The sequence below is a fragment of the Leisingera aquaemixtae genome (genome assembly GCF_019801145.1).
In the GTDB taxonomy this organism is placed as follows: domain Bacteria; phylum Pseudomonadota; class Alphaproteobacteria; order Rhodobacterales; family Rhodobacteraceae; genus Leisingera; species Leisingera aquaemixtae_A.
Window position 1 is genome coordinate 122376 of sequence record NZ_JAHVJQ010000006.1, and the last position, 26022, is coordinate 148397.

The 26022-nt window shown below is 65.3% G+C and carries 28 protein-coding genes and 1 riboswitch; of the genes, 9 read left to right on the forward strand and 19 right to left on the reverse strand.

Annotated elements, in window-relative coordinates:
- On the reverse strand, nt 1-411 hold the full coding sequence (locus KUW17_RS15580) for a DUF1636 family protein (protein WP_222480755.1): 411 nt from the start codon (nt 409-411) through the stop codon (nt 1-3).
- Between the two features lie 94 nt (nt 412-505).
- Nucleotides 506-713: riboswitch (cobalamin riboswitch) on the reverse strand.
- A 51-nt stretch (nt 714-764) separates the two neighbouring features.
- On the opposite strand from KUW17_RS15580, the gene cobO reads away from it, so the two are divergent.
- Nucleotides 765-1400 carry a cob(I)yrinic acid a,c-diamide adenosyltransferase gene (gene cobO / locus KUW17_RS15585; protein ID WP_222480757.1) on the forward strand — a complete coding sequence of 212 codons (636 nt, stop codon included), beginning with the start codon at nt 765-767 and terminating at the stop codon, nt 1398-1400.
- Between the two features lie 129 nt (nt 1401-1529).
- Here the strand turns inward: cobO and glpD are convergent, their stop codons facing one another.
- The 16 genes from glpD to KUW17_RS15665 all read right to left on the reverse strand — a co-directional run bounded on the left by glpD (nt 1530) and on the right by KUW17_RS15665 (nt 16557).
- Complete coding sequence (gene glpD / locus KUW17_RS15590) at nt 1530-3107, reverse strand: glycerol-3-phosphate dehydrogenase (RefSeq protein ID WP_222480759.1); 1578 nt, start codon at nt 3105-3107, stop codon at nt 1530-1532.
- Nucleotides 3100-3885 carry a DeoR/GlpR family DNA-binding transcription regulator gene (locus KUW17_RS15595; RefSeq protein ID WP_222480761.1) on the reverse strand — a complete coding sequence of 262 codons (786 nt, stop codon included), beginning with the start codon at nt 3883-3885 and terminating at the stop codon, nt 3100-3102. Before KUW17_RS15595 ends, glpD begins: the two co-directional genes overlap by 8 nt.
- 140 nt (nt 3886-4025) lie before the next feature.
- Nucleotides 4026-5105 carry a DUF1513 domain-containing protein gene (locus KUW17_RS15600; protein ID WP_222480763.1) on the reverse strand — a complete coding sequence of 360 codons (1080 nt, stop codon included), beginning with the start codon at nt 5103-5105 and terminating at the stop codon, nt 4026-4028.
- A gap of 15 nt (nt 5106-5120) precedes the next feature.
- On the reverse strand, nt 5121-6116 hold the full coding sequence (locus KUW17_RS15605) for an imelysin family protein (RefSeq protein ID WP_222480765.1): 996 nt from the start codon (nt 6114-6116) through the stop codon (nt 5121-5123).
- On the reverse strand, nt 6116-7645 hold the full coding sequence (locus KUW17_RS15610) for a di-heme oxidoredictase family protein (RefSeq protein WP_261397233.1): 1530 nt from the start codon (nt 7643-7645) through the stop codon (nt 6116-6118). The genes KUW17_RS15605 and KUW17_RS15610 overlap by 1 nt, the downstream gene beginning before the upstream one ends.
- Nucleotides 7635-8123 (reverse strand): bacterioferritin, encoded by a 489-nt coding sequence (gene bfr, locus KUW17_RS15615; RefSeq protein WP_065269893.1) that lies wholly within the window; start codon nt 8121-8123, stop codon nt 7635-7637. The genes KUW17_RS15610 and bfr overlap by 11 nt, the downstream gene beginning before the upstream one ends.
- Complete coding sequence (locus tag KUW17_RS15620; RefSeq protein WP_222480770.1) at nt 8071-8364, reverse strand: bacterioferritin-associated ferredoxin; 294 nt, start codon at nt 8362-8364, stop codon at nt 8071-8073. The genes bfr and KUW17_RS15620 overlap by 53 nt, the downstream gene beginning before the upstream one ends.
- 176 nt (nt 8365-8540) lie before the next feature.
- The gene (locus KUW17_RS15625) at nt 8541-9809 is read right to left on the reverse strand and encodes an imelysin family protein (protein WP_222480771.1); all 1269 of its coding nucleotides are present in this window, start codon (nt 9807-9809) and stop codon (nt 8541-8543) included.
- 28 nt (nt 9810-9837) lie between these two features.
- Entirely contained in the window at nt 9838-10317 is a 480-nt protein-coding gene (locus KUW17_RS15630; RefSeq protein WP_222480774.1) for a hypothetical protein, read from the reverse strand.
- Nucleotides 10314-10484 carry a hemin uptake protein HemP gene (gene hemP / locus KUW17_RS15635; RefSeq protein ID WP_222480776.1) on the reverse strand — a complete coding sequence of 57 codons (171 nt, stop codon included), beginning with the start codon at nt 10482-10484 and terminating at the stop codon, nt 10314-10316. The genes KUW17_RS15630 and hemP overlap by 4 nt, the downstream gene beginning before the upstream one ends.
- A 367-nt stretch (nt 10485-10851) precedes the next feature.
- Nucleotides 10852-12570: a methionine--tRNA ligase gene (gene metG, locus KUW17_RS15640; protein ID WP_222480779.1), complete on the reverse strand. Its 1719-nt coding sequence runs from the start codon at nt 12568-12570 to the stop codon at nt 10852-10854.
- A 100-nt stretch (nt 12571-12670) separates the two neighbouring features.
- On the reverse strand, nt 12671-13894 hold the full coding sequence (locus KUW17_RS15645) for an MFS transporter (RefSeq protein WP_222480781.1): 1224 nt from the start codon (nt 13892-13894) through the stop codon (nt 12671-12673).
- A gap of 112 nt (nt 13895-14006) precedes the next feature.
- A complete protein-coding gene (locus tag KUW17_RS15650; RefSeq protein ID WP_261397234.1) occupies nt 14007-14612 on the reverse strand; it encodes a YceI family protein in 606 nt (201 codons plus the stop codon).
- Nucleotides 14613-14816: 204 nt separating this feature from the next.
- Nucleotides 14817-15557 carry a hypothetical protein gene (locus tag KUW17_RS15655; RefSeq protein WP_261397235.1) on the reverse strand — a complete coding sequence of 247 codons (741 nt, stop codon included), beginning with the start codon at nt 15555-15557 and terminating at the stop codon, nt 14817-14819.
- Between the two features lie 110 nt (nt 15558-15667).
- Nucleotides 15668-16069, reverse strand: a complete 402-nt coding sequence (locus KUW17_RS15660) for a rhodanese-like domain-containing protein (RefSeq protein ID WP_222480783.1) — start codon at nt 16067-16069, stop codon at nt 15668-15670.
- A gap of 74 nt (nt 16070-16143) precedes the next feature.
- The gene (locus tag KUW17_RS15665; RefSeq protein ID WP_222480785.1) at nt 16144-16557 is read right to left on the reverse strand and encodes a rhodanese-like domain-containing protein; all 414 of its coding nucleotides are present in this window, start codon (nt 16555-16557) and stop codon (nt 16144-16146) included.
- Nucleotides 16558-16731: 174 nt separating this feature from the next.
- Between KUW17_RS15665 and KUW17_RS15670 the strand changes: the two genes are divergently transcribed.
- Nucleotides 16732-17775 carry an aldo/keto reductase gene (locus KUW17_RS15670; protein ID WP_222480787.1) on the forward strand — a complete coding sequence of 348 codons (1044 nt, stop codon included), beginning with the start codon at nt 16732-16734 and terminating at the stop codon, nt 17773-17775.
- Between the two features lie 218 nt (nt 17776-17993).
- Here the strand turns inward: KUW17_RS15670 and KUW17_RS15675 are convergent, their stop codons facing one another.
- Nucleotides 17994-18977, reverse strand: a complete 984-nt coding sequence (locus KUW17_RS15675; RefSeq protein WP_222480790.1) for a GlxA family transcriptional regulator — start codon at nt 18975-18977, stop codon at nt 17994-17996.
- Between the two features lie 133 nt (nt 18978-19110).
- Between KUW17_RS15675 and KUW17_RS15680 the strand changes: the two genes are divergently transcribed.
- The 4 genes from KUW17_RS15680 (at nt 19111) to KUW17_RS15695 (ending at nt 22846) form a co-directional block, all read left to right on the forward strand.
- On the forward strand, nt 19111-20028 hold the full coding sequence (locus KUW17_RS15680) for a 3-keto-5-aminohexanoate cleavage protein (protein ID WP_222480792.1): 918 nt from the start codon (nt 19111-19113) through the stop codon (nt 20026-20028).
- Between the two features lie 107 nt (nt 20029-20135).
- A complete protein-coding gene (locus tag KUW17_RS15685; protein ID WP_222480794.1) occupies nt 20136-20468 on the forward strand; it encodes a hypothetical protein in 333 nt (110 codons plus the stop codon).
- 150 nt (nt 20469-20618) lie between these two features.
- On the forward strand, nt 20619-22091 hold the full coding sequence (locus tag KUW17_RS15690; RefSeq protein WP_222480796.1) for a carnitine 3-dehydrogenase: 1473 nt from the start codon (nt 20619-20621) through the stop codon (nt 22089-22091).
- Nucleotides 22088-22846 carry an SDR family oxidoreductase gene (locus KUW17_RS15695; RefSeq protein ID WP_222480798.1) on the forward strand — a complete coding sequence of 253 codons (759 nt, stop codon included), beginning with the start codon at nt 22088-22090 and terminating at the stop codon, nt 22844-22846. The genes KUW17_RS15690 and KUW17_RS15695 overlap by 4 nt, the downstream gene beginning before the upstream one ends.
- A gap of 129 nt (nt 22847-22975) precedes the next feature.
- Here KUW17_RS15695 and KUW17_RS15700 read toward each other — a convergent pair whose 3' ends face one another.
- Nucleotides 22976-23839 (reverse strand): helix-turn-helix domain-containing protein, encoded by an 864-nt coding sequence (locus KUW17_RS15700; protein WP_222480800.1) that lies wholly within the window; start codon nt 23837-23839, stop codon nt 22976-22978.
- A gap of 114 nt (nt 23840-23953) precedes the next feature.
- Here KUW17_RS15700 and KUW17_RS15705 point away from each other — a divergent pair, with 114 nt between their 5' ends.
- The 3 genes from KUW17_RS15705 to KUW17_RS15715 are packed head-to-tail and all read left to right on the forward strand — an operon-like array spanning nt 23954 to nt 25988.
- Nucleotides 23954-24160, forward strand: a complete 207-nt coding sequence (locus KUW17_RS15705; protein ID WP_222480801.1) for a DUF2061 domain-containing protein — start codon at nt 23954-23956, stop codon at nt 24158-24160.
- Nucleotides 24153-25067, forward strand: coding sequence for a fatty acid desaturase (locus KUW17_RS15710; RefSeq protein ID WP_222480804.1), 915 nt, complete (start codon nt 24153-24155; stop codon nt 25065-25067). Before KUW17_RS15705 ends, KUW17_RS15710 begins: the two co-directional genes overlap by 8 nt.
- Before the next feature lie 18 nt (nt 25068-25085).
- A complete protein-coding gene (locus KUW17_RS15715) occupies nt 25086-25988 on the forward strand; it encodes a DMT family transporter (protein ID WP_222480806.1) in 903 nt (300 codons plus the stop codon).
- The last annotated feature ends 34 nt before the right edge of the window (nt 25989-26022 follow it).

Sequence of the window (26022 nt, forward strand, 5' to 3'; positions counted from 1 at the left end):
TTACTCCTCGGAAAAGAACTTGGCCGGCGGGATGCGGGCAACGGATTGCTTGCGGAAAGTCTGCGGGCGCTCGCGCCAGGGCACGACGCCGTCCGCAGTGGCGGCATAGGCGGCAGCGCCTTCCAGGATCTCGGGGACATGCTGGTCCGGGTCGAGGTCGCCGTAGACATAGGTCCAGCGCTCCTCGCCGCCGACCAAGGCAACAGCACAGCCTCGTTTGCAGGAGGACAGGCATTCCACGCCCCGCAGGCGGACGCCTTCGGGCATCCCGGCCTCTGCCAGCGCGGCGTGCAGGATGGCGCCGGGGCGGGCACCTTCCGGGTCAGCGCCCTCGCGGCGGCAGGTGAGGCATACGGTCAGCGTGACCGGTCCTGGGGGGTTGGCAGCTTTGCCTACCAAATCGTCAGCCATCGGCGCGTCTCCTGTCGCGGCAGGCTTGCGGGATGGCCAGACAGGGGCCAATCGTGCAAGCCCCTTACCCGGTCGCAGAACACCCCGTCTGCCCGTTGATCTCTCTCTCGCTGGCAGGTCTCCCGGCTTGCGGATGCCAAGGCCTGGGCCTTGCCGGCCATCCTGCCTTCCCGGGATCTCTCCCAGTGGCATGGCGGCCTCATCCGGTCACGGTCGCGGGGGCGGCTGTGCTTGAGCTTTTTGAAAGCCTTCACATTCCCTCTTCGCCTGTTTTCACAGGAACCAGCGGAACCCCCTTGCGCTATGGCGGGCTTCTTTGTCAAGACATGGGGTCAAACAGCTGGAGAGCCCCCATGAGCGAAAAGTCCGAAACCGGCATTTCAGAAGAAGAAGCCGCCCGCCACGCGTCCAAAATGGCCAAGAAGAAGGCGGCACGCGACCGGATGATGAAGACCAAGGAAGGCGAGAAAGGCCTGATCATCGTCCACACCGGTCCGGGCAAGGGCAAATCCTCCTCGGGGTTCGGCATGATCATGCGCTGCATCGCTCACAAGATGCCCTGCGCCGTGGTGCAGTTCATCAAGGGCGCTTGGCAGACCGGCGAGCGTACCCTGATCGAGGAGAACTTCAGCGATCTGTGCCAGTTCTATGCGATGGGCGAGGGCTTTACCTGGGAGACCCAGGACAAGGCGCGCGATATCGCTGCCGCGCAGAAGGGCTGGGAGAAGGCCAAGGAGATGATCCTGGACGAGAAGAACACCATGGTGCTGCTCGACGAGATCAACATCGCGCTGCGTTATGAGTATCTGGATCTGGAGGAGGTGCTGGAGTTCCTGGTCGAGCAGAAGCCGCCGATGACCCATGTGGTGCTGACGGGCAGGAACGCCAAGGAAGAGCTGATCGAGATCGCCGATCTGGTGACCGAGATGGGGCAGATCAAACACCCGTTCCGCGCCGGCGTGAAAGCGCAGAAGGGCGTCGAGTTTTAACGCTCAGGGCTGCGTCCGAGCCTGGGTGGGCGCAAAGCGCCCTCCCGTTTTGCTGAAAGCAAACCTCCGGTTTGACGGGGAGGGGCGGGCGCGGCCCGGCCTATCAGCCGGGCAAGGCGGTCAAGGCGGTCAAGCCGCGAGCTGAGCCGCTTTTCCCTGAATGTAGTCATCCACTGCGGCGCGCTGGGCTTCATCCAGACGCAAGCCCAGCTTGGTGCGCCGCCACAGGTAATCCTCACCAGTGCGCGCCCATTCGCGGGCAATGGCCCAATCCAGCTCCTGCGCGGTGATCGTCGCGCCGAAGTCCTGGCCGAGGTCTTCTGCGGATTTGGCCTCGCCCAGCACCTCCCAGGCCTCGGTGCCGTAGGCGCGGATCAGGCGGCGGGTCCCGTAGGGCGATAGGAAGGGGTAGTCCGCCGCCAGTTTGGCGCGCAGCATTTCCACGTCCGCCACCGCGAAGTCACCGCCAGGCAGGGCAACGCCTGCGGTCCAGTCTGCGGGCAGCTGCGGAAATACTTCGCCGATCTTGGCCAGCGCGGCCTCGGCCAGCTTGCGGTAAGTGGTGATCTTGCCGCCGAAGACATTCAAGAGCGGCGCCTGCGCCTGATCCAGCGTCAGCACGTATTCGCGTGTGGCCGCGGTGGCAGAGCTGGCGCCGTCGTCATAAAGCGGGCGCACCCCGGAATAGGTCCAGACGATATCCTCGCGCTTGAGCGGCTGATTGAAGTACCCGGATGCGAAATCAATCAGATAGTCCTGCTCGGCCGCGGTGCATTCGGGCGCGGTCTCCGGGTTTGGGTGGTCGGCGTCTGTGGTGCCGATCAGGGTGAAATCCTCCTCGTAGGGGATGGCGAAGATGATCCGCCCGTCCGTTCCCTGGAAGAAATAGCAGCGGCCGTGATCAAACAGTTTCGGCACCACGATATGGCTGCCGCGCACCAGGCGGACGTTTTCACGGCTGTTCTGGCCCAGCTTCTGGTGCAGCACGTCGGCAACCCAGGGGCCGCCCGCGTTGACCAGCATTTTTGCGCGGCGCTGATGGGTGTCGCCGGTGGCCTGGTCCTGCAGGGTGATCACCCAGTGGTCCGCGTGGCGTTCGGCGGCCAGCACCTTGGTCCGGGTCAGGATCTCGGCGCCGCGGGTCTCGGCGTCGCGGGCATTCAGCACCACTAGGCGGGCGTCCTCGATCCAGCAGTCGGAATACTCGAACGCGGTGTTGAACTTGTCCTTCAGGGGGCGGCCTGCCGGGTCGGCGGCCAGGTCCAGTTTCGCTGTGCCGGGCAGGATGCCGCGTTTGCCGAGCGAGTCGTACAGGAACAGCCCCAGCCGGATTAGCCAGGCCGGGCGGCGGCCCTTCATCCACGGCATGAAGGCAGTGAGCAGTTTCGATGTCGGCGTCTCGCTGTCGAACCGCATGTCCTTGTGGAACGGCAGCACAAATCGCATCGGCCAGGAAATATGCGGCATCGCCTTCAGCAGCACCTCGCGCTCGATCAGCGCCTCACGCACCAGCCGGAACTCGAAATATTCGAGGTACCGCAGGCCGCCGTGGAACAGTTTGGTGGAGGCGGAGGAGGTGGCGGAAGCGAGGTCGTTCATCTCTGCCAGCGTCACCGACAAGCCGCGGCCGGCCGCATCGCGGGCGATGCCGCAGCCGTTGATGCCGCCGCCGATGATGAAAAGGTCCGTTACAGGCGTGTCAGTCATTTTCGCTGCTTTCGTTTTGTCCTGCGGTCAGGATACGGGTGCCGGCGGCCTGCGCGGCCTCGGCAAATTCTGCGGGGACCGGGCGGTCAGTGATCACCACGTCCAGGTCTGCCACGTCGCAAATGCGAACCGGGGCGGAGCGGTCGAACTTGCTGCCGTCGCAGACCAGAACCTTCTGCCGGGCGTTTTTCAGGATGGCGCGGGCGACCGAAACCTCGCGGGCGTCGTGGTCCATCACCGCGCCGTCGGTGTCCAGCGCGGAGGCGCCAATGACGGCAAAATCCACCTTGTAGCGGGAAAAGAAGTCAACCGCGTCCTCGCCCACAATGGCGCCGTCGCTTTGCCGCACGGTGCCGCCTGCCAGGATCAGTTCCTTGGCCTGCCCGCCCATCATCATGTTGATAATGTTAATGTTGTTGGACATCACCGTCAGGCCGCTGTGGCCGGACAGCGCCCTGGCGACCTGTTCGGTGGAGGTGCCGATGTTAAGCGAAAGCGAGCAGTTGTCGGGGATCAGCTCTGCCGCCAGGGCGGCCATCGCCAGTTTGTTGCCGGCGTTCAGCTTGCGCCGGTCGTCGTAGCCCTGGCTGGCGGCGGAGCTCACGCGGACGGCACCGCCATGCACACGGGACAGCGCGCCACGCGCCGACAAGTCGCGCAGGTCTGCGCGCACGGTCTGCAGGGACACGCCGAAGCGGCGGGAGAGATCCTCGACCTCGACCCGGTCCTGCCGGTTCAAGAGGGAGATGATTTCGTTCTGACGGCCGGTGGCATCCATTTGCTTTCCTTTCGCTGCGATTCTGTAGCGCATCACACGGAGGAAGTCACTATTCGTTTTCGTATTGGTTTCGTTTGATTTGAAAACGAAAAGGGCGCGCCGTGGCAGGCGCGCCTTGTGAAATGCCTGGCTGTTTTGCTTCAGTAGAGCGGGATCAGGTGATTGTCCCAGGCCAGGTCCGTGCGGTTCAGCGGCTGCTGTCCGGTGTCAGAGACCGCAATGAACTGGCCGGTGCCGGTGCTGGCAGTGAAGCCGTCGGCGGAGGGCGCCAGCCCGCAGACGTCACTCATTATGTGCTCTGCCAGCAGCGCGCCGCTGACTGTATCCATCACCTGCAGCACCCCGCCGCGCGGCGAAGTAACGCCAAGCCGGCTGCCATCGGCGCAGAAGGTGATGGAGCCGCCGTAGCCCTGCATGTTCAGCACCCGCGCGTCATCTTCGGCCAGCAGGAACGGCACGGCGCCGGGGCGGTGAAGCCCGGCAGTGGGGACCTGTTCGCCCAGATCGCCCTGCCATTGCATGGCGAAACCAACGGTGCCGTCGGCGCGCATGGCAAGGTGGCGGATCGAATTCAGGCGAAGTTCCTGCGGCAGTTCCATCTGGTCCTGCAATTCGCCGTCTAAGCTCAGGTAGCTGAGGTTGGGGCGCATGTCCGGCAAATTCAGCTTGGCGCGGCCGCTGTCGGGGTGGGTCTCGATGCCGCCATTGGCCACCGCCAGCCCCGGCGCGCCGCGGCGCAGGAGCATATCATGCGGGCCGATGCCGCCGGAGGAGAAGGCATTGATGCGGCGGTAGCCGTCTGCGGCGTCCCAGACACCGATCACACCGCGGGCGTTCTCATAGTCGTTTTCGGTGGTGAACAGGCGGCTGCCGTCCGGGGAAAAGGTGCCGTGGCCATAGAAATGGTGCCCTGCGGGCGGCTCCAGCCGGGCGAGGGCGGCACCGGTCCGGCAGTCGATCACATCGGCAAACCGGCCTGGGCGGCGGGCAAAGGCGACGGCCTCTGGCCGCATGGGATGAGCCGCTGCCGCGTGGCCGCGGCCGGGCAGGGGATGGCGGAACAGGACCCCGCCCGTTTCGGAGAGGCCTGCCAGCAGGAAGGCACCGCTGGCGTCCTTGCCAGCAGACAGGAAGGCGGGGCTGCCCGCAGCGGCCCAGCTGGCCTGCGGGGCAAGGGCGGAGGCCATCAAGCCTGCCAGAAATCCGCGGCGGGAGGTCATGGCGGGTCCTTTCCGTTAGTCGCCGTCGAGCGAATTGAAACCTGTCGCCACGCCGAGAGCCGGGCCAAGGCGTTCAGAGACAAGCGCGCGCGATTCCTTCACCTGCTGGCGCAGGGCCTCGATCCGGATGCGGGCGGCGGGGTCGGCGATGCCTGCAAAGACAGGGTCGTCTAGGGCTTCGGCGCGGCTGCGGACGGTTTCAAACCCGCGGGAAAGGTCCGCCTTCAGAGCGGCGTCAGCCTGCGCCAAGGCCAGCGCCAGCGGCTCCATCGCGTTCAGCGACAGCAGCACATGATGCAGGCTGCGCCCTGACCGGCGGGCCTCGGCACGGTTGGGGCGAGGCTTGTCATAGGTGCCAAGCGGGCGGCCCAGGCGCATGTCGTCCAGCACCTGCAAACCGGTGGTGAGCGCTTTCAGCAGTTCCTGGGTAATTTCCGCCTCGCTGCGGTAGCGGGTTTTCGGCGCGCGCATTTCGGCGGCGTAGCTGTCCGCCCAGTCCCGGCTGATGGCCTCTGCGGTTGCAGCAATATCCGTGCTGATGGCGCGGGTCAGGGCGCAGCGGTAGTCCGCGCTGCCTGCGGCGGTCAGTTCAGGGTCATACAGAAGATATTCCAGCGCATAGAAGCCGCGGGCGGCAATGGAATAGCTGGCGAAAGCCGCCGGGTCGGTGATGCCGGCGTCCTCGCTGCGGATCAGATTGGCCAGCGCCTTGGGCGTCTTGCCGCGGCTGTCGGGCCAGAAGGCCAGCGCAAAGGCGCGGCTGTCCGTTTCCGTCGGCCCGAAACGGAAGTGGCTGGCGGCAATCCAGGCGTCGAAGGCCGCGCCGTAGGCTTCGCGCAGGGCTTCGGATTGCGGGTTGCAGTCGGCCTTGGCTGTGTCCGCCAGCGCTGCCGCATCTGCTGCCAGCTCCGCAAACGCCGGAAGGATCAGCTGATCGGTGATGCTGCTGGAAAGCTCCGACGCTGCGGCGGGGCCGGCCGCGAGGGCGAGGGCCAGGGCAAGAGCGCGCATCAGAGGCTTTCCAGAAAGGTGATGAGGGCGGCGCGGTCCTGCGGTGCGAGGTCCACAACGCTGGTTTTCGCGGCTTCGGCTTCGCCGCCATGCCAGAGGACGGCTTCCAGCAGGGTGCGGGCGCGGCCGTCGTGCAGGAAGCCGGCGCGCGGCGAGACCTGCTGCGTCAGGCCGATCCCCCACAGCGGTGCGGTGCGCCATTCGCGCCCGGTGGCGCGGGCCTCGGGCCGGTTGTCGGCCAGGCCCTCGCCCATGTCGTGCAGCAAGAGGTCGCTGTAGGGCCAGATCAGCTGGAAGCTCTGCTCCGGCCTGTCTGCCAGCCGGTGGGTCACGTATTTCGGCACGTGGCAGGAGGCGCAGCCGCTTTCGTAGAATATCTGCTTGCCGCGCAGCACTTGGCGGTCGTCAGCGTTGCGGCGGGCGGGCACGCCAATGTTGCGGCTGTAGAAGGTGACCAGATCCATATTGGCCTGGTCGATCTCGGTTTCACGGGAATCACCGCCGCCGTGGGGGGCGGACAGGCAGGCGGTCTGCTGACCGGTGCATTCACCCGCATGGGCCGGGAACAGCGGTGTGGAGATGCCGATGTCGCCGGAGAATGCGCCTGCGGATTGTTCGTGCACGGTCGGCATTCCGGCCTTGAGGCCGAAGCGGCCCAGCATGATCCGGTTGAACTCCCGCGACCAGACCAGGTTGGCGCGCCCGGAGATGCCGTCGCCGTCGGCGTCGTCTTCATCCGCATGGGCGAGGATGTCGGCGGCTGGGATTGCCTCCAGGAGGCCCAGGCCGATCATCGGCGGTGCGACGCGGGGGCTGAGCATGGCGCCCTCTGCCAGCGGGCCGTAGCCGAGGTTTGCCGCGGTGTGGCTGGGGCTGCGCAAGGTAGCGGTCTCACCGCCGTTCAGCGCGACCAAGATATCCTCGTAATCCACCTGCAACTTGTACTCCGGCGCAATGCCGGGGGCAGAGAAATCCTGCAGCTGGCTGCCATAGTTCGGATCGGGCGCTGTGCCGATGTAGTCGCTGACCGCTTGCATTTGCGGCGGCACCGGGCCGGGAACGGAGACGCGCAGGAACATCGAGGCGGAGGCATAGTCCGGCTGCTCCGGCACATGGCCGCGGCCGTCCTTCAGGTGGCAGCGCTGGCAGGAGCGGGCGTTGTAAAGGGGGCCAAGGCCGTCAGAGGCCTTGGTGGAGGCGGGCGAAAACACCCAGATCTTCTTGAACAGCCCGTTGCCGAGCTTGAAGCCCATCTCCTGCTCAAAGCTGAGATTGGCTGAATGCTGGGAGAATGCCTCGTCATCCGTGCGGGCGCGTACTGTCGCGGCGCCGGCGGGCAGGTCCTCGAACGACTCCGGTGCGGAAAAACTGGCGGCGGGTGCTGTTACCGCCGCGATCCGCTCACGTTCGGCATCTGTGCGGGGGAGGGGGGAGAGATGCGGCTCAGCCTGGTACTTGCCGGCCAGGTCCAGTGCCGCAAGGGGCGTGGCTGCCGCAAGAGCGGCAGCCAGCGTGATGTTAGTCTTCAACCTCTGCCATCTTGGTGGCGTTGAGCTGGGCATAGTTTTCGGCACCGATCCGGTCGTGCAGTTCAAGCTGCGTTTCGAGGAAGTCGATATGGCCTTCTTCATCCGCCATCAGCTCTTCAAACAGCTTTTGGGAAACATAGTCGCCCGCCTTGTTGCAGGCGTCTCGGGCTTCCTTGTAGAGCGCGCGGGCGTCCACTTCGGCGGCAAGGTCGCATTCGAGGGTTTCTTTTGGCGTCTGGCCGATCCTGAGCGGGTCAAGCTTCTGCAGGTTCGGGTGGCCGCCGAGGAACAAAATCCTTTCAATCAATTTGTCCGCGTGCTGCATCTCCTCGATGCTTTCCTCGCGGCTTTTCTTGGCCATGCTGCCCAGGCCCCAATCGTCCTGCAGCCGGTAGTGCAGCCAGTACTGGCTGACCGCCGTCAGCTCATGCCGCAGAGCCTTGTTCAGATAGTCGATAACCTTGGCGTCGCCCTTCATTATACTTCTCCCGAATTGATCCTGCGCGTAAATTCGCAAGCTGCGCAGGTACTTCCAGCTTACTGCTGGCGCGCATGGTGTCGAGGAAAAGGGGCATGCAGCCGCCGCAATCGGCGGATTTTCCCAGCGCGTGATAGATCTTGCCGGGGGTGATTATCGTTTCAGGGTCGGCGCTTCGCATCCAATCGATGGCAGCGCGGATGTCGTGATCCGAGATCTGTGTGCAGTGGCAAACGATCATGCTGACTGCGTCCTTGCCTGCTGGCCGCAATGGCCAAGTGATTCCGTTGGGAAAATATATCTGACAGAATTACTGGGGAATCAAGGGTTATTCAGAGCAAAACACTTGGGTAATGCGGTGTTGCAAATAAACGGGCCGCAGAAACTGCGGCCCGAAACTGCGTGGTTGCCTGTTTCTTACTGGAAGACTGCCGAGGGGTTGTCGAGGCTGTCGGAGCCTTCGATGGCGACGCCGTCCAGCTTCAGAACGGACACCACGCGCTCGATCGAGCGGGTCTGGTCAATGAGTCCGTTGACGCCGCCCATCACCAGCGCCTCGCCGGCTTCATTGCCCTGCGCCAGCATCTGGTCGTAGGACAGGCCCGCCTCAGCCGCGGTCTTGATGCGGCCAAGCGCCTGCATGGTGGTGGCAAGCTTGCCGCGCATCTCGGTGTCCAGATCCGCATCCTTGGCGGCAACCAGATCCGACAGGGAGGGGCCGGAGACCAGCGCGCCGGTCACCCGCACGTATTCGCCGAGATAGACGTTCTGCACGCCCAGCCCGTCATAGTAGTGGCTGTTGTGGGTGTTGTCGGAGAAGCAGTCGTGCTCTTCCTCCGGGTCGTTCAGCATCAGGCCCAGGCGCATCCGCTCGCCTGCCTGCTCGCCATAAGACAGCGAGCCCATGCCGGTCAGCATGGCGGTGATGCCAGCGTCTTCGTCCGCCAGCAATGCGGTGCGGGCTTCGCCGGCTTCGCCCCATTGCGCGGCGATCCACTCCAGGTCAGAGATCAGCAGATCAGTCGCCGCCTGCAGGTATTCGCTGCGGCGGTCGCAGTTGCCGCCGGAGCATGCATCGCCTTGGGCGTAATCGGTCCACGGGCGGTCGCCCGCGCCATGATCGGTGCCTTTCAGGTCCTGGCCCCAGAGCAGGAATTCGATGGCGTGGTAGCCAGTTGCCACATTGGCCTCGATGCCGTCGGCCTCATGCAGGGCGCCTTCAAGCAGTTCCGGCGTGATCTTGGCTGCGTCGATCGACTTGCCAGACAGCTCAAAACTGGGGTTGGCGATCACATTCAGCGCCGCCAGGGTGTTTTCTTCGGTCGGGCCGCCATAGGAGGCGTCGACATAGTCGATCAGCCCTTCGTCCAGCGGCCAGGCGTTCACCTTGCCTTCCCAGTCATCGACGATGGCGTTGCCGAACCGGAACACCTCGGACTGCTGGTAGGGAACGCGGGCGGCGATCCAGGCGGCGCGGGCGGCTTCCAGGTTTTCTGCGGAGGGATGGCTGATCAGTTCATCCACCGCTGCCTTCAGCACTTGGGCGGTGGCCAGGCTGTCCTGGTATTTTGCCTCTGCAATATTGGCGTAGGTGTTCAGAACAGCGGCTTTGTCGGCAGCAAATGCGGCGGTGGCGCCAAATGCGAGACCGGCGAGGGCGGTGCCCGTGAGAAAGACGGATTTCATCAGCTAAGTCCTTGAGGGTGCTATATGTTCAATGAAGGGTGGCGGTTGCAGGCCGGGCGGATGGCATGGGCGGTTGCACGCCCAGAACTTGCCGCATGAGCAAACCGCAGTCGGATGCGAGTTGCGTGAGTTCCGATGCCTTGCGCGGGGTGACAATCAGCGACGCAAGGATTTGCGCATCGTCCTGCTGGCCTTCGGCGGCCGAAGCCAGCAGGTTAGCAAAGCAGTTCTCGTCCGCGCCCAGGCAGTTGCAGGCCATGCCGTGGCGCACCAGCGGTCGGCGGCTATGGGCGGCGCAGAAATTGCATAGGCAGCCAAAGGCCTCAAAGGCGGCCCCGGCCATTTCGGGTCCGAAGTTCACTTCGAAGTCGCGGCGCATCTGCTCGCGGGTCTCGGCCCCGGAGAACCAGTGGCGCAAATAGATCACCGCGCCGGCTTCCAGCACCGGCAGCTCCGACAGGGTGCCGACAGTGACCCCGCCGCGAGACTGTGGGGCAGCGGCGCTCATTTGGTCAGGATCAGCTTGCCCGCGCGGGTGATGCGCAGCGAATAGATCTGGCCGTTCAGCAGGATACGGGCCTGCGCGCCGCCGCGGGTCAGGTCCTCGGCATGGTAGGTGGGGAAGACCTCGGCGGTGGCCTCAGTGGGGACAGGTTTGGAAGTGATCTGGTTCATGACTTGCGCCCATTGCTGAATTCCGCCCTGTCCAGAAGCCATTCCAGGCAAAAACCGGACAGCGCGCCGGACGGCGCAAAGACCTGCGGCCACAGGTGGCGCATGTCCTCAGAGTCCGGTTCCTTGATTTCAGGGCCGCAAAGGCGGCGCGCACTGGTCGGCATGGGGGCGATCTCGGTTGATACTATGTCACTCGGGCTCGCCCGATCCGAGTCAGGCTGGCTGGAATGCCGTATACCTGATTTATTTACTCACCTATGTCAATCCGAGTTTTTTAGTCGGAATTATTTTTTGTGCCGGGTCAAGAGGATGGCAAAAGAAAAGGCCGCCCTTGAGGCGGCCTTTGCGTCAATCAGTTCCAGAGGGATCAGGCGCGGGTGCCGGAGAAGCGTTCCTGCCATTCCTCGCGCTGCTCGTCGGTGATCTTGGCAAACAGCACTTCCGGCACGGTGAAGCCGTGGCCTGTGGGCAGGGCAGACAGGGCGGCGGCCGCGTCTTCGGGCCAGCTGCGGTCGTCCGAGTTCAGGGCCGCCATCAGCGTGTCCGACGCATGTGGGATGAAGGGGGCCGACAGCACCGCATAGAGCCGGATCAGATTGAGGCCCAGGCGCACCTGCGCAGCGGCGCGCTCGGGGTCTTCCTTGAACACCGACCAGGGCGCCGCGGACTGCAGGTATTCGTTGCCGGCAACCCAGATCGCCCGCAGCTCCTGCGCCGACTTGCGGACATCCATCGCTTCCATGTGGCCCTCATAGGCGCGGATGCGGGTGGTGAGTTCATCGATCAGCGCCAGTTCCTGCGCGCCGTATTCGCCGCCGGCCGGAACCTCTTCGCCGAACTTGGAGCGGCAGAACTTGGTGATGCGGCTGACGAAGTTGCCCAGAACATCCGCCAGATCCTTGTTCACGGACTGCTGGAAGTTTTCCCAGGTGAATTCGGAGTCGGAGCTTTCGGGTGCATGGCTCAGCAGCCACCAGCGCCAGTAGTCGGCGGGCAGGATTTCCAGCGCCTGGTCCATGAACACGCCGCGGCCCTGCGAGGTGGAGAACTGGCCGCCGTCATAGTTCAGGTAGTTGAAGGACTTGAGGTGGTCGACCATCTTCCACGGCTCGCCGGAGCCAAGGATGGTGGCCGGGAACGACAGGGTGTGGAACGGCACGTTGTCCTTGCCCATGAACTGGACGTATTTCACATCCTCCGCGCCCTTGTCGGTGCGCCACCAGCGCTGCCAGTCGGCGTCGCTCTTGCCGTGCTTCTCGGCCCACTCGCCGGCGGCTGCAATGTACTCGATCGGCGCGTCGAACCAGACGTAGAAGACCTTGCCCTCCATGCCCGGCCAATCCTCGCTGCCTTTTTTGACCGGCACGCCCCAGTCCAGGTCGCGGGTGATGCCGCGGTCCTGCAGGCCGTCGCCGTCATGCAGCCATTTCTTGGCGATGGAGGTGGTCAGCACCGGCCAGTCTGTCTTGGTGTCGATCCAGGCGTCGAGCTGATCGCGCATTGCCGACTGGCGCAGGAACAGGTGCTTGGTCTCGCGCACTTCCAGGTCGGTGGAGCCGGAGATGGCCGAACGCGGATTGATCAGGTCTGTGGGGTCCAGCTGCTTGGTGCATTCCTCGCACTGGTCGCCGCGGGCCCGCTCGTAACCGCAGTTGGGGCAGGTGCCTTCGATATAGCGATCGGGCAGGAAGCGGCCGTCGGCATTGGAATAGACCTGCTTTTCGCTGACTTCCGAAATCAGCCCGGCCTCGGCCAGCTTGCCGGCGAAATGCTGGGTCAGCGCATGGTTCTGCGGGCTGGAGGAGCGGCCGTAATGGTCGAACGACAGGCCGAAGCGGTGCGCGATGTCGGTCTGCACTTCGTGCATTTCGGCGCAGTAATCGGCAACCGGCTTGCCGGCTTTGGCCGCCGCCAGTTCCGCCGGTGTGCCGTGTTCGTCGGTGGCGCAAAGGAACAGGACCTCATGCCCGCGGCCGCGGTTGTAGCGGGCGTAAAGGTCAGCGGGCAGCTGGCTGCCTATCAGGTTGCCCAGATGCTTGATCCCGTTGATGTAGGGAAGCGCCGAAGTGATCAGAATGCGTGCCATGCCGTCCATCCAGGTAATGCGTCAGAGGCCCGTCTAGCCTATGCGGCGGGCGGCGGGAACCCCGTGTGCGTATTTCGTTGAAAATTGGGCGGCGGCGGCGCTACCGCCCCTCGCGCGAGCGTTTCAGCAGGCGGCCGATGGTGAAGGAGGTGCGCGGCGCATAGACGTAATGGGTGCGCTCTTCCGGCACCGGGCGGGCGCGCATCCGGTTGAGCCCGAAGACGATCAGCAGCAGGTGGCCGCAGGCGACATAGGCAAACAGCGCAGGCGGGCCGAAGCTGTCGATCAGGGCCGAGGAGACAAAGGGCGAGGCGATGGCGCCAAGCGCGTACCAGAACATCAGCGCCGCCGATAGCTCGACCCGTTCGGCGGAGGTGGCGAAGTCGTTGGCGTGGGCGGCGGAGACCGAGAAGATCGGGAAGGTTGTGAAGCCGAAGAAGCTGGCGGCCAGCATCACGCCGAGGGTGCCGGTGCCGCTGGCGGCGATGGTGACGGTGCTGCTGACGATGGCGGCCACCGACAGCCAGATCAGCACCCAGCGGCGGTCGTACTTGTCGGCGAGCCAGCCGAGCGGGTACTGCGCCAGCGCGCCGCCCAGAACAAAGGCGGCCAGGAAGAAGGCGATCTGGCCGACTTCCAATCCGACTTCCTGGCCGTAGACCGGGCCGACCATCCGGAAGGAGGCGGAGCTGAGCGCCGAAACGATGACGCCCGCCACCGCCAGCGGCGAGCAGCGCCAGGCCAGCTTGGGGCGCAGCCGCGGGGCATCGGGAGTTTCCGGCTGGCTGGACCGGGTCAGGGTCAGCGGCAGCAGCGCGGCGCAGCAGAGGATCGCCAGCAGGTTATAGGAGATATAGGCGGCCGGCGGTAGCACCGCGATGATCAGCTGCGCCGCCAGCGAGGCGCTCATGTCGGCAATCCGGTAGGTGCCCATGGCGCGGCCGCGGGTTTCGTTGGTGACCTTGGCGTTGAGCCAGGCCTCGATCACCGTGTAGCAGCCGGCGACGCAAAGGCCGGAGGCCATCCGCATCGCCGCCCAGGCATAGGGGTTTTCGGTCAGCGTGTGGCCCAAGAGGCCCATGGCGCCAAGCGCGGTGCAGACTGCAAAGGCGCGGGAATGGCCGACGTTGCCCATCAGCCGCGGCGCCCACCAGCAGCCGATGAAGAAGCCGAAGAAATGGCCGGAGCCCAGGAGGCCGATCTGCTCCTTGGTGAAGTTGAGCGTCAGGCCGGAAATGGCATCGAGCGGGCCGACGCCTCCGGTCGACAGCTGCAGCAGGATGACAGAAAGGAACAGGGCGGCAAAGGAGACGATCAGGCGCATAACGGTGCGACCATGACAGGCTGGGACGGCATTGCCAGCCGGTTTCCGCCACCAGCGTGTCGTATTTTTGCGGGGCGGTGTTTTTTGGCACCGGCGCGGCGCGGGCCGGCGCTCAGCCTGCCTGGCGGATGCGGGCCCTGACATTGAGGCTGACCCGGTCGGCCACTAGATCCGCGTAGCCTGAGGCGCCAAAGGCGGCGCGGCTGATCTGGCCGGAGAGATGCACATCCAGTTCCTGCAGGTCGTCCGGGGCGGTGCCGGGGCGGCGGTAGAGCGCGGCCTGCAGGGTGACCGGCCGGGTGGCGCCTCGTAATGTCAGATCACCGGTGATTTGCGCACCGCCGGACAGCCGCCCGTCCGGCCCCAGGCGGACCCGGGTGGAGCGGAAGCGGATCTGCGGGAAGCGGGCGGTGTCCAGCAGGCCGGGGCCTTTGAGCGCTTCGGTGGCAAACACCAGCCCGGTGCGGGCGCGGCGCGCGTCCAGGGTGATATCGGCCTGGCTGCGGGCCAGATTCTGCGGGTCGATGCGGATGCGGGCAGCGGAGACGGGGACCCGGCCGTGCTGCGGCTGGCCGCCAAGCAGGAAGGTGAAGCGCACATCCGTGGCCTCGGGGATCAGGCGGTAGGGCAGGAGGGCGGCCAGCAGCGCCTGCGGCGCCAGCAGAGCGGCTCCGAGGTCGGCCAGCAGGGCGCGGCGCGGCATCCTGGAGTTGCCCATGGGTGCGGTTCCTTCCGTGTTTGCTGGCCCGTTTTTCCTGTGCTGCCGGACGAGTTTAACCGGATTTGCCGCTGCGGGCCGCTCACTTTTGCTTGCGCGCCTGTGAAACCGCGGGGGGCTCCCGCCAGGCGCCGGCGTTTGGGGCAAAAGCCTCTGCCTGTTGGGCCGGGAACCGGCCTGCGTCCGGTGCCCGGCCCAAAGCCGCTAAGGCCGCGCTGGCGCAGCCAGCGGTGACGGCGGCTGCGCCAGCGCCGCGGGCAGGCGGGCCGCAGCCGGGCCGCAGGCGGCGGGCGGCAGCGGGGCTGCCTGCAGCGGGCTGCCGGGGCCGGTGCGGGTGATCTGCCAGCTGCGGGGCGGCAGGGTGCGGGCGCGCAGCCGCTGCAGGGTCCAGCAGCCCGGGAAACCGGGGCGGTCGCGGGCGGGGGGCGGGCTGCCGCCGGGCCGGGGCGCATGGGCCGGGGCCAGGTGCCAGCGGCTTTCGATGCCCTGGGCGCCGCCTGTGCCGGGGGTCAGCAGCAGGCCCAGCGGCGCCGGGCCGAAGCGCCCGCCAGCCTCTGCCGCCAGATGCAGCCGCCGCACCGGGGTCATGGCGGGCGGCTCTGCCAGCTCTGCCACCACCAGCGGTGCCGCGCCGCTGCGCAGGGCTTCCTCCATGGACCAGAGCAGATCTTCTGTCCGGGCGGCCTGCACGAACAGAAAACGGGCAGGGCTGGCGAATTCCGCCATCCCGCCGGGGTTCAGCCGGGGGCCGCCCTGGGCCGCAGACAGCCACAGGACGGATCCCGGGGCGGCGGCCTGTGCGGCGGCGGCCAGCCAGAGGGCAAAGCTGTGGCGGGCCGGGCCGCAGGCCTCATGCACACGGGCTTGCTCCAGCGCGATCCCCTCCATCAGGGGCAGCGCCGGACGGGGTTTGTGGCTGCGGCGGGTAAGCAGGTGAGTCGGCATGCCGTCAAAGTAGCATGTTCGCTATTTGTTCTCAATCGGGTGCTGCGGCGGGCAGTGCCGCCGGCCTGCAGGATTGGCCGGGCCGCGCGTGATGCGCGGTGCGGCTGGCCTCAGCTCTCGCGCGGGACCACCGGGCCGCCCTGTTTGGCCCATTCGCTGAAGCCGCCTTCCAGATGCACCACCGGTTTCAGCCCCATCTCCATCGCCGCCCTGGCACTGAGCGCCGAGCGCCAGGCGCTGGCGCAGTAGAACACATAGGTCTTGTCCTGGTTGAACACCGGCTTGTGATAGGGGCTGTCCGGGTCGATCCAGAATTCCAGCATGCCGCGCGGGCAGGAGAAGGCGCCGGGGATCATGCCGCTGCGCTGCAGCTCGCGGATGTCGCGCAGATCGATGAAAACATAGCCCTCATCCAGCACCTTCTGCTTGGCTTCTTCGACGGTCATGGTTTCGACAAGGCTGTTTGCCTCGGCCAGCAGCGCCTTGACGCCTTTGGTGATCTGTTGCGGCATTCTGCGCCCTCCTCAAGTAACACGGGAGGCAGGCTGCAGCGTTTTGCGCCGGGGTGCAAGCGGCTGGGGGCAGCTCAATGAACCTGCTGCTGATCAAGCGCCGCCACGCTGCCGCCGCCGGCAAGCCAGGCATCCATGCCGCCGTCCAGGACGAAGACCTGCCGCAGGCCCATATGCCGTGCGCTTTGGGCGGCCTGGGGTGCGTGCAAGCCATTGCCGCAGCAGAATACAAAAATCTTCTCATCGGCAGGACTGGTGCTGCTGACGGGGCTGCCGGGGCCGATCCAGAGATCCGTGAGCCCGTGGGGGCAGGGAAAAGCCCCCGGAATGATCCCGGTTCTTTTCATTTCCTGCGCCATGCGCAGATCAACGAACACGGCGCGGCCGCGGGCATGGGCCAAGCGTGCCTGGGACGGCGGCAATCGCAGTACAGGCGCTTCTACTTCGATAGCGCGATCTTCACCTATTTCATGCACCGCGAATGTCATGGGCCACTCCTTGTAATTCAATTTGCGACAAATTTGAGCGTATCACATTTTAGGCGAATCGCTTTCAGGTTGTTCTTGGATGGTTAACGCCGGTCTACCGGTGTGCTGCCGCGGCTTGCACTTGCCGTGCTGCCGGCTAGGGTCGCAGGCAAATCCGGAACAAGGGAGCGCGAGATGAAAATGAACCCGTTGGGCCGCACCGGCATGAGGGTGTCCGAACTGTGCCTGGGCACGATGACCTTTGGCACCCAGACGCCGGAGGACGAGGCCCATGCGCAGATTGATATGGCGCTGGCGGCTGGCGTGAACTTTGTCGACACCGCCGAGATGTATCCGGTCAATCCGGTCAGTGCTGAAACCCTGGGCAACAGCGAGAGAATCATCGGCAACTGGAACGAAAGGACCGGACGGCGAGGCGACTACATCCTGGCGACCAAACATTCCGGTGAAGGGATGCGGCATGTGCGCGGCGGGGCGCCGATCTCGTCCAAGACCATCGCGCCCACCATCGAGGCTTCGCTGAAGCGGCTGAAGACGGATTATATCGACCTCTACCAGTTTCACTGGCCGAACCGGGGCAGCTACATGTTCCGGCAGAACTGGACTTATGATCCTTCCGGCCAGAACCGCGAGGAGGTGCTGGCCAACATGGAGGACTGCCTGGAGGCGCTGCAGCGCGAGGTGGAGCGCGGCACCATCCGCGCCTTTGGCCTGTCCAATGAGAGCGCCTGGGGCACCGCGCAATGGCTGCGCATCGCCGAGGTGCGCGGCTGGCCGCGGGTGGCCTCGATCCAGAACGAATACTCGCTGGTCTGCCGGATGTATGACACCGACCTGGCCGAGCTGAGCGTCAATGAAGATGTCGGGCTGATGGCGTTCTCGCCGCTGGGCACCGGATTGCTGACCGGGAAGTACCAGGACGGGGCGGTGCCGGAAGGCTCGCGCAAGTCGATCAACCCGGAACTGGGCGGGCGCCACAGCCCGCGGGTCTATGATGCGGTGGCGGCCTATCTGAAGATCGCAGAACGCCACGGGCTGGATCCGGTGCATATGGCGCTGGCCTGGTGCCGGGCCCGGCCGTTCATGGCGTCGGCGATCTTTGGCGCCACCCATCTGCCGCAGCTGGAGCATTTGCTGAAGTCGGTGGAGCTGGAGCTGAGCCAGGAGGTGCTGGACGAGATCAACGCTGCCCACCGGGCGCATCCGATGCCGTATTGATCCAAGGGGCGGAGGCTCTCCCGCCCGGCCTGCGGGCATGGACATGCCCTAGGCCGGTTGGGCCGGGCGCTGCTGGCGCAGCGCGGAGAAGGGTTTGCTCAGAAGCGTTCAGGGGCAGGTCTGCCCCTGAAGCGCCTTTGCAATTCTGTACAAGGGTTGCGCGTCAAGGGTGAACGGTGCTGCGCACCGCCGCTGCGCGGCCCTTGACCCGCGTTGTGTCAGTGAGCCGTCGGGCGTGCCTGTTCCTGGCGCAGGTCGCGGGCTGAGGTGCCATGCGCGGTGCGGAAGGCGCGGGCAAAGCTCGATTGCGAGGTGAAGCCGGTGGCCATTGCCACCTCCATCAGCGGCATTGCGGTGTCGGTGACCAGGCGGCGGGCCTCGGCCAGGCGCAGCTGAAGGTAGTGGTCCTGCGGCGTGGTGTTGAGCTTGAGCCGGAACTGCTGCTGCAGGCTGCGCGGGCTGGTGCCCAGCGTCTCGGCGATCTGCGCCAGCGGCAGCGGCTCATCCAGCGAGGCTTCCATCAGCGCGTTTGCCTTGGCGGTCAGGGCACTGTGGGCGCGGCCGCCCAGTCGGCTTTGCGGGCGCGGCAGGGCAGAGGGCCCGTCGAACAGGAACAGCCCCGCCACGCGGGAGGCAAAGCCTGCGCCATGGCGGCAGCTGATGATGTGCAGCATCATTTCAATTGCCGGCGTCGCGCCGCCGGAGGTCATACGGGCCTCAGACACGGTGAAGCGGTCGTTGCGGGCGTCCACGTCGGGGAAGCGGGCGGCGAAGTTTTCCAGGTCTTCCCAGTGGGTGGTGGCGGGGTGGCCGTCCAGCAGCCCTGCCTCGGCCATCAGCCAGGGCCCGCCGTCGATGCCTGCGATGGTGGCGCCGGTGGCGGCGATGCGGCGCAGGCCGGCCAGCAGGCTGGGGGTGGCATGACGCGCCAGCTGGAAGCCCGCGACGATGATCAGCAGTTCGCAGCCCTGCAGCCGGGCCAGCGGAAAGCTCGGCACGGTGAGGCCGCTGGTCAGCATCGGCGGCTCTGCCGTGGCGCTGACATAATCCCAGTCGAATGCCGCCCGCCCGGCCAGCCGGTTGGCGGCGCGCATGGGGTCCACTGCAGCGGCAAAGGACAGCGTGTTGCATTCATCCAGAACCAGCACCGCTGTCTTCAGCGGCCGGTTCTCGGGCTGCAGGATGTTTTTTGCGGATTTCATCAACTTCGATTCGCCTGGTGTAAACTGTGCCGTAAAAGGCTGCGGCAGAGTCGCTGTCAGCGCAAATCAGAATCTGGGGAGGAGCCTGGGGATAACCCGTGGCAAAACCCTGTACATCGAAGGGAAAAGAAAAATGCCTCTGGAAATGAACCGGGAAGTCTTCATCACCTGTGCCGTGACCGGCTCCGGCGGCACCCAGGACCGCAGCCCGCATGTGCCGCGCTCGCCCCAGCAGATCGCCGACAGCGCCATCGCCGCGGCCAAGGCCGGCGCCGCAGTGGTGCACTGCCATGTGCGCGATCCTGAGACCGGGGTGCCGTCGCGCCGACTGGATCTTTACCGCGAGGTGACTGACCGGATCCGTGATGCCGAGGTGGATGTGGTGCTGAACCTGACCGCGGGCATGGGCGGTGATATGGTGTTTGGCGACACCGAGAACCCGCTGCCGCTGAAGGAGGCGGGCACCGACATGGTTGGGGCGACGGAGCGCGTTGCCCATGTGGCGGAATGCCTGCCCGAGATCTGCACCCTGGATTGCGGCACCATGAACTTTGCCGAGGCCGACTACGTTATGACCAACACGCCCGGCATGCTGCGGGCGATGGGGCAGATGATGACCGACCTGGGCGTGAAGCCGGAGATCGAGGCGTTTGACACCGGCCACCTGTGGTTTGCCAAGCAACTGGTGAAGGAAGGCGTGCTAGAGCCGAACGCGCTGGTGCAGCTGTGCATGGGGGTGCCGTGGGGCGCGCCGGACGACCTCAACACTTTCATGGCGATGGTCAATAATGTGCCGGACGACTGGACCTTCTCGGCCTTTGCGCTGGGCCGCAACCAGATGGCCTATGCGGCGCAATCGGTGCTGGCGGGCGGCAATGTGCGGGTCGGGCTGGAGGACAACCTGTGGCTCGATAAAGGCGTCCTGGCAGAGAACTGGCAGCTGGTTGAACGTGCGAACACCATCGTGTCGAACATGGGCGCACGGGTGATCGGTCCGCAGGAAGTGCGCGAGAAGCTGGGCCTGACCAAACGCGCGCCGGCGGCGAAGTAAGCGAGTATTCGCGGGGTGCCCTGCGTGCACCCCCTGTACAGTCCTTGTGCACTGGGTGGAGTCAATTCAGGGTTGAAGCCCGAGAGGGGATGGGATTACTTGAGTGAATGATATTCTTTCCGTTCTTCGCGGCTTCGATGCTGTCGCTCACCGCTTTCCTGCAATCAGAAGCGGCTTGGTGGAAAGGGCCGCTTGCGGCGCTGGCGTTGTTCTTCGCCGGGTTTGGAATTGCGCTGGGCCTCTCCGACGCAATGCTGGAGAACACCATTGTTCCACCGGTGATTGGATTAGCGGCCGCAGCTTGGCTTGGCGCCGGGGTCATTGGCCTGGGGGCAGCCCTTGCATTGGTACTGCGGAAGTTTCTGTCTCCGGGCCGGATTGCTGGCGCTGCCTTCCTTTGCGGTTTCATGGTGTTCAGTGTCCTGCCGTTCCTGATCTGAAGCGGAGCGCAGCGCACGCGCGCGCAGCGCGTATTCACTCAATGAAAATAATAGCTGCCCGCTTGCTCGCGGGCGGGGACGTCGTGGGCGCCTAGCCGGCGCTATGTGCTCGTGCTGTTCACGAGCCAATGTGTTTTGGAGAATGAAACGATGAAAACAGCAGCAATCATCGGCGGCGGGGTTATCGGCGGCGGCTGGGCCGCGCGGTTCCTGCTCAATGGCTGGAACGTGCGGGTGTTCGACCCGGACCCGGAAGCGGAGCGCAAGATCGGCGAAGTGCTGGCCAACGCCCGCCGGAGCTTGCCCGGCCTGGGCAATGTGGCATTGCCTGCCGAGGGCAGCCTGACCTTCCATGAGACCATCGCGGAGGCCGTCGAGGGCGCCGAGTGGATCCAGGAGAGCGTGCCGGAGCGGCTGGACCTGAAACAAAAGGTCTATGCAGAGCTGCAGGCGCATTGCGCGCCGGATGCGGTGATCGGCTCCTCCACTTCCGGCTTCAAGCCGTCGCAATTGCAGGACGGACGCGAGAACCCGGGCCAGATCGTGGTCGCGCATCCGTTCAACCCGGTCTATCTGCTGCCGCTGGCCGAGCTGGTCACGACAGAGGCCAACCCGGCGGGCGTCATCGACCGCGCCAAGGAGATCATCACTGCCATCGGCATGTATCCCCTGCACCTTAAGAAAGAGATCGACGCCCATGTGGCCGACCGTTTCCTGGAAGCGGTCTGGCGCGAGGCGCTTTGGCTGGTGAAGGACGGCATCGCCACCACCGAGGAGATCGACAACGCGATCCGCTACGGCTTTGGCATCCGCTGGGCGCAGATGGGTCTGTTTGAAACCTACCGGGTGGCTGGCGGCGAGGCGGGCATGAAGCATTTCATGGCGCAGTTCGGCCCCTGCCTCAGCTGGCCCTGGACCAAGCTGATGGATGTGCCGGAATTCACTGATGAGCTGGTGGAACTGATCGCGGGCCAGTCGGATGAGCAATCCGGCCAGTATTCGATCCGCGAGCTGGAGCGGCACCGGGACGACAACCTGGTCGGCATGATGCGGGCGCTGGGCGCAAACAACTGGGGTGCCGGTGCGCTGCAGAACGCCCATGACCTGAACCGCGAAGGCGAGGCCGGGCTGGTGCGCACGATCGGGGACTTGGAAGACCTGAGCCAGCCGGTGCTGACCCAGAGCCGCGTGGTGCCGCTGGACTGGACCGATTACAACGGCCATATGACCGAGAGCCGCTATCTGGACGCCTTTGCGCAGTCCACCGACCGGCTGATGATGATCATCGGCTGCGATGCGGAGTATATTGCCAACGGCGGCAGCTACTTCACCGCCGAAACCCATATCCGCCATATCGACGAGGTCCATGCGGGCGATCCGATCCAGGTGAAGACCCGGGTGATCATGGGTGCGGGCAAGAAGATGCATCTGTGGCACGAGATGTTCTCCGGCGAGCGGCTGCTGGCGACCGGTGAGCATATGCTGCTGCATGTGGACCTGAAGACCCGCCGTTCGGCGCCGCCTGCGCCGCATATCGAGGCCAACCTGGTGAAGCTGGCAGAAGCCCATGCGGTGCTGGCGGCGCCGGAGGGGCTGGGCCGCGCAGTTGGTGCGCCCAGATGAGCCGGGTTTTGGTCACTGCCGGCGGGTCTGGCATCGGTCGTGCGATGGCCGAGGGCTTTGCCGCCGCCGGCCATCAGGTCTGGGTCACGGATGTGAGCGCCGTAGCGCTGGCGGACGTGCCGGAAGGCTGGCGGACAACGGCGGTGGATGCCACCGATGAGGCGGGCGTCAAGGCGCTGTTTGCGGAAATCGCTGAAGTTTGGGGCGGGCTCGATGTGCTCTGCGCCAATGCGGGCATCGCCGGGCCTACGGCGCTGATCGAGGATATTGCGCTGGAGGACTGGCGCAAATGCGTGAGCGTCAATCTTGAGGGCTGCTTTCTGGCCGCCAAATACGCGGCACCGGTGATGAAGGCGGCCAAGGCGGGATCGATCATCGTGACATCCTCCACCGCAGGGCAGTACGGCTATCCGAACCGGGCGCCTTATGCTTCGGCGAAATGGGCGGTCATCGGGCTGATGAAGACCTTGGCGATGGAGCTTGGCCCCTTTGGCATCCGCGCCAATGCGATCTGTCCCGGCGCGGTGGAAGGGCCGCGGATGGAGGGCGTTTTGGAGCGTGAGGCGGCGGCCAAGGGCATGACCCGGGACGAGGTCTATGCGGGTTATGCCGCGGGCACCTCGATGGGGCGGTTCGTCGAGGCGAGCGACATTGCCAATATGGCGGTGTTCCTCGGCTCGGACGCAGCGCGGCTGGTGTCGGGGCAGGTGATTGCCGTTGATGGCCATACCGAGAACCCGGACCCGAAAGTGTGAGCGCCTAGATCAGGAAGTCAGAGGGCAGCGTTCGGCCCAGCGGGGTGGGAAGCGAAGCGCCCGCCCCGTGGGGGGCGGGACGGGCGCTGCCCGGCCTATCGGCCGGGCGGAAGTTCTGTTTGAAACGATTTAACTGCTGATCGCCGCCCTGAGCGCCCTGAGCCGTCCGGGCAATTGCCGGGCGGTGATGTCGGCTTCGCGCACCAGATTGTCAAAATGATTGGTGAAGGTGGCGATCCGCTCCTTGTCGCGGAAGGCCAGATAATGGGTGCCGGCGTAAAAGACACACAGAAGCGGCCCGAAGATGGTGATCGGTGAGGAATAAAGCCGCTTGGCATCGAACAGGTAGATGCGCAGGCGGGGGTAGAGCTGCTCGCAGAGGCGCTCGAACTGATCAAGCTGTTCCAGCCGCACGTCCAGCGGCAGGCCCTCGTAATAGCCAACCGCATGGGCAAAGCTGTCGAGCTCGTATAGCGGCAGGGCGATTTCGTAATCAGACGGGGACTGGCGCATCCAGGTGAGCCGGTCTTCGGAGGCGCCGATGGCCTGGCCGGCGGTACGGCCCAGATGGGGGGAGTATTCCCATTCCAAGAGCGCGCGGGTTTTCAGCATGTCGGGCAGGGCAGCGGGAACGTGGCGGATCTTGTAGCCCTCGGCCTCCTGGTGCCAGTCGAAGATCCGTTCATCGACCAGCGCGCGGGGGGCCTCGGTAAGGGTGAGGCTGGAGGCCAGCAGTTCGGCGGCGCTTTCGGGCCGGTCAGACAGGCTGAGGAGCCAGTCGGCGGAAACCCCCAGAGCGCCGGCGCAGGCGCCGACCAAATGGGCATTGGGCAGCCGCGCGCCCTCGTCCGTCAAGAGCTGCGAAATGGTGGAGCGGTCGACGCCGACGGCGCGGGCCAGGGCGCTTTGGCTGAGGCCGCTGTCGCGCAAGGCTTTGTTCAGCCTTTGCCGGAACTGCTCTGCGCGCACCCGTTTGTCGATGTTTTCTATCATGTGTTTCCAAATATCACGGTTGATGGATTTTGTTAACTGCATTCGGAATTCTGCACAGTCTGCGGCTGCGGTAGTTTGGAAACAAGCACTTACCAAAGAATTTCAGGAGGAAAGATGGAAACGCGCAGGCGCTCCATAGTTAAGGCAGTGATCTGGAACATCCTCGGGCTGGCGACGATGACGCTGGTGGGGTTGATTGCCACCGGCTCGGCCAAGGCAGGCGGCATGATGGCGCTGGTCAATACAGGGATCGGCTTCACGGTCTACCTTTTCTATGAACGCGCCTGGGCAAAGATCAGCTGGGGGCGCGGCCATGTCTGAGCGCTGCAGTGAATACATGCCGCGGGGCGTGGAATGGGGCACCCTGGCGCTGATCCTGGGCTGTTACGGCGGCTGGCTGGCTGCGCTGTGGCTGCTGCCGCAGGTCAGCCTGTTGCTGACGGTGATGGCGCTGGGCGTGATGGCGGCGCTGCATTCCTCGCTGACCCATGAGGCGCTGCATGGGCATCCGTTCCGCAGCCGCTGGCTGAATGAGGCGCTGATGTTCTTTCCGCTGAGCCTGGCGATCCCTTATGGCCGCTTCCGCGACACCCATCTGGCGCATCACGAGGATGAGGCGCTGACCGACCCCTATGACGATCCGGAAAGCAATTTCCAGGACCCGGGCGTTTGGGCGCGCTTGCCGGGTTGGCGCAAGGCGCTCTTGCGGGTGAACAACACGCTATTGGGCCGGGTGGTGCTGGGGCCGCTGATCGGGCAGCTCTGCTTTATGGCGGGCGACTGGCGGCTGATGCGCAGGGGAGAGCCGGGGATTGCCCGCGACTGGGCGCTGCATGGCCTTGGCCTGGCGGTGGTGATCTGGGTGGTGCTGCAGTCGCCTGCGCCGCTTTGGGCGGCGGTTGCCGGGGCCTATCTGGGGCTGGCGCTTTTGAAGATCCGCACCTTCCTGGAGCACCGCGCGCATGAAACCGCCCGCGGCCGCACCGTGGTGATCGAGGACAAGGGGCCGCTGGCCTTCCTGTTCCTGAACAACAACCTGCACATCGTGCACCACATGCATCCGGGCGTGCCCTGGTACGCGCTGCCGCGGCTTTACCAAACCCGCCGGGCAGAGTTCCTGGCGGCCAACGACGGCTATTTCTACCGCAACTACCTGCAGATTTTCCGCAACTACCTGTTGCGGGCCAAGGATCCGGTGCCGCATCCGCTCTGGCAGCAGGGGGAATAAGGGCGCATAAGCGGGGGCATGTTTGCCTGGATCCCCGTTTCCATAGCCGCTGCCAGCTTTCAGACCGTGCGCTTCATGCTGCAGAAGGTCCTGAGCAGCGTGACGCTGTCGCCGGGCGGAGCCACCTTCGCCCGGTTTGTCTATTCCGCACCCTTCATTCTGGCCGGGCTGGCAGCCTATCTGGCGGTGTCGGGGCGGAGCCTGCCGGAACTGGGGCCGAAGTTCTGGATGTTTGCGGCCATCGGCGGCACCGCGCAGATCCTGGCCACCGTCTGCGTCGTCGCTCTGTTCAAGCAGCGCAATTTTGCGGTCGGCATCACCTTCAAGAAAACCGAAGTAATCCAGACCGCCATCGTCGGGCTGGCGGTGCTGGGCGATCCTGTCAGCCTTGGCGGCTGGGCGGCGATCCTGATCGGGCTGGCCGCCGTTCTGGTGCTGTCCAAGACCCCGGATGCGGCAGGCCCCTGGTGGCGGCATCTGACCAACCGGGCCTCGCAGCTGGGGCTGGGGTCGGGGGTGCTGTTTGCCTTTTCCGCGGTCAGCTACCGCGGCGCGTCGCTGCAGCTGGCGGAGCTGGAGCCGATGTTCCGCGCAGGCGTGACCTTGGCTGCGGTGGTCAGTCTGCAGACGCTGTTCATGCTGGTCTGGCTGGGCCTGCGCGAGAAGGGCGAGATCGCCCGGGTCTGGCAGGCACGCAAAGTTGCGGTTTGGGTGGGGCTGACCAGCATGGGGGGCTCATTCTGCTGGTTCTGGGCCTTCACGCTGCAAAACGCAGCCTATGTGAAGGCGGTGGGGCAGGTGGAGCTGCTGTTGTCGCTGCTGGCGTCGGTGCTGTTCTTCAAGGAGAAGGTCACGCTCCGCGAACTGGTGGGCATGGGGCTGCTGATCGTGTCGATCCTGGTGCTGGTTCTGGCCCTGTAGCCGGAAGCGTCAGCAGATGGGCAGCCGGAATTAT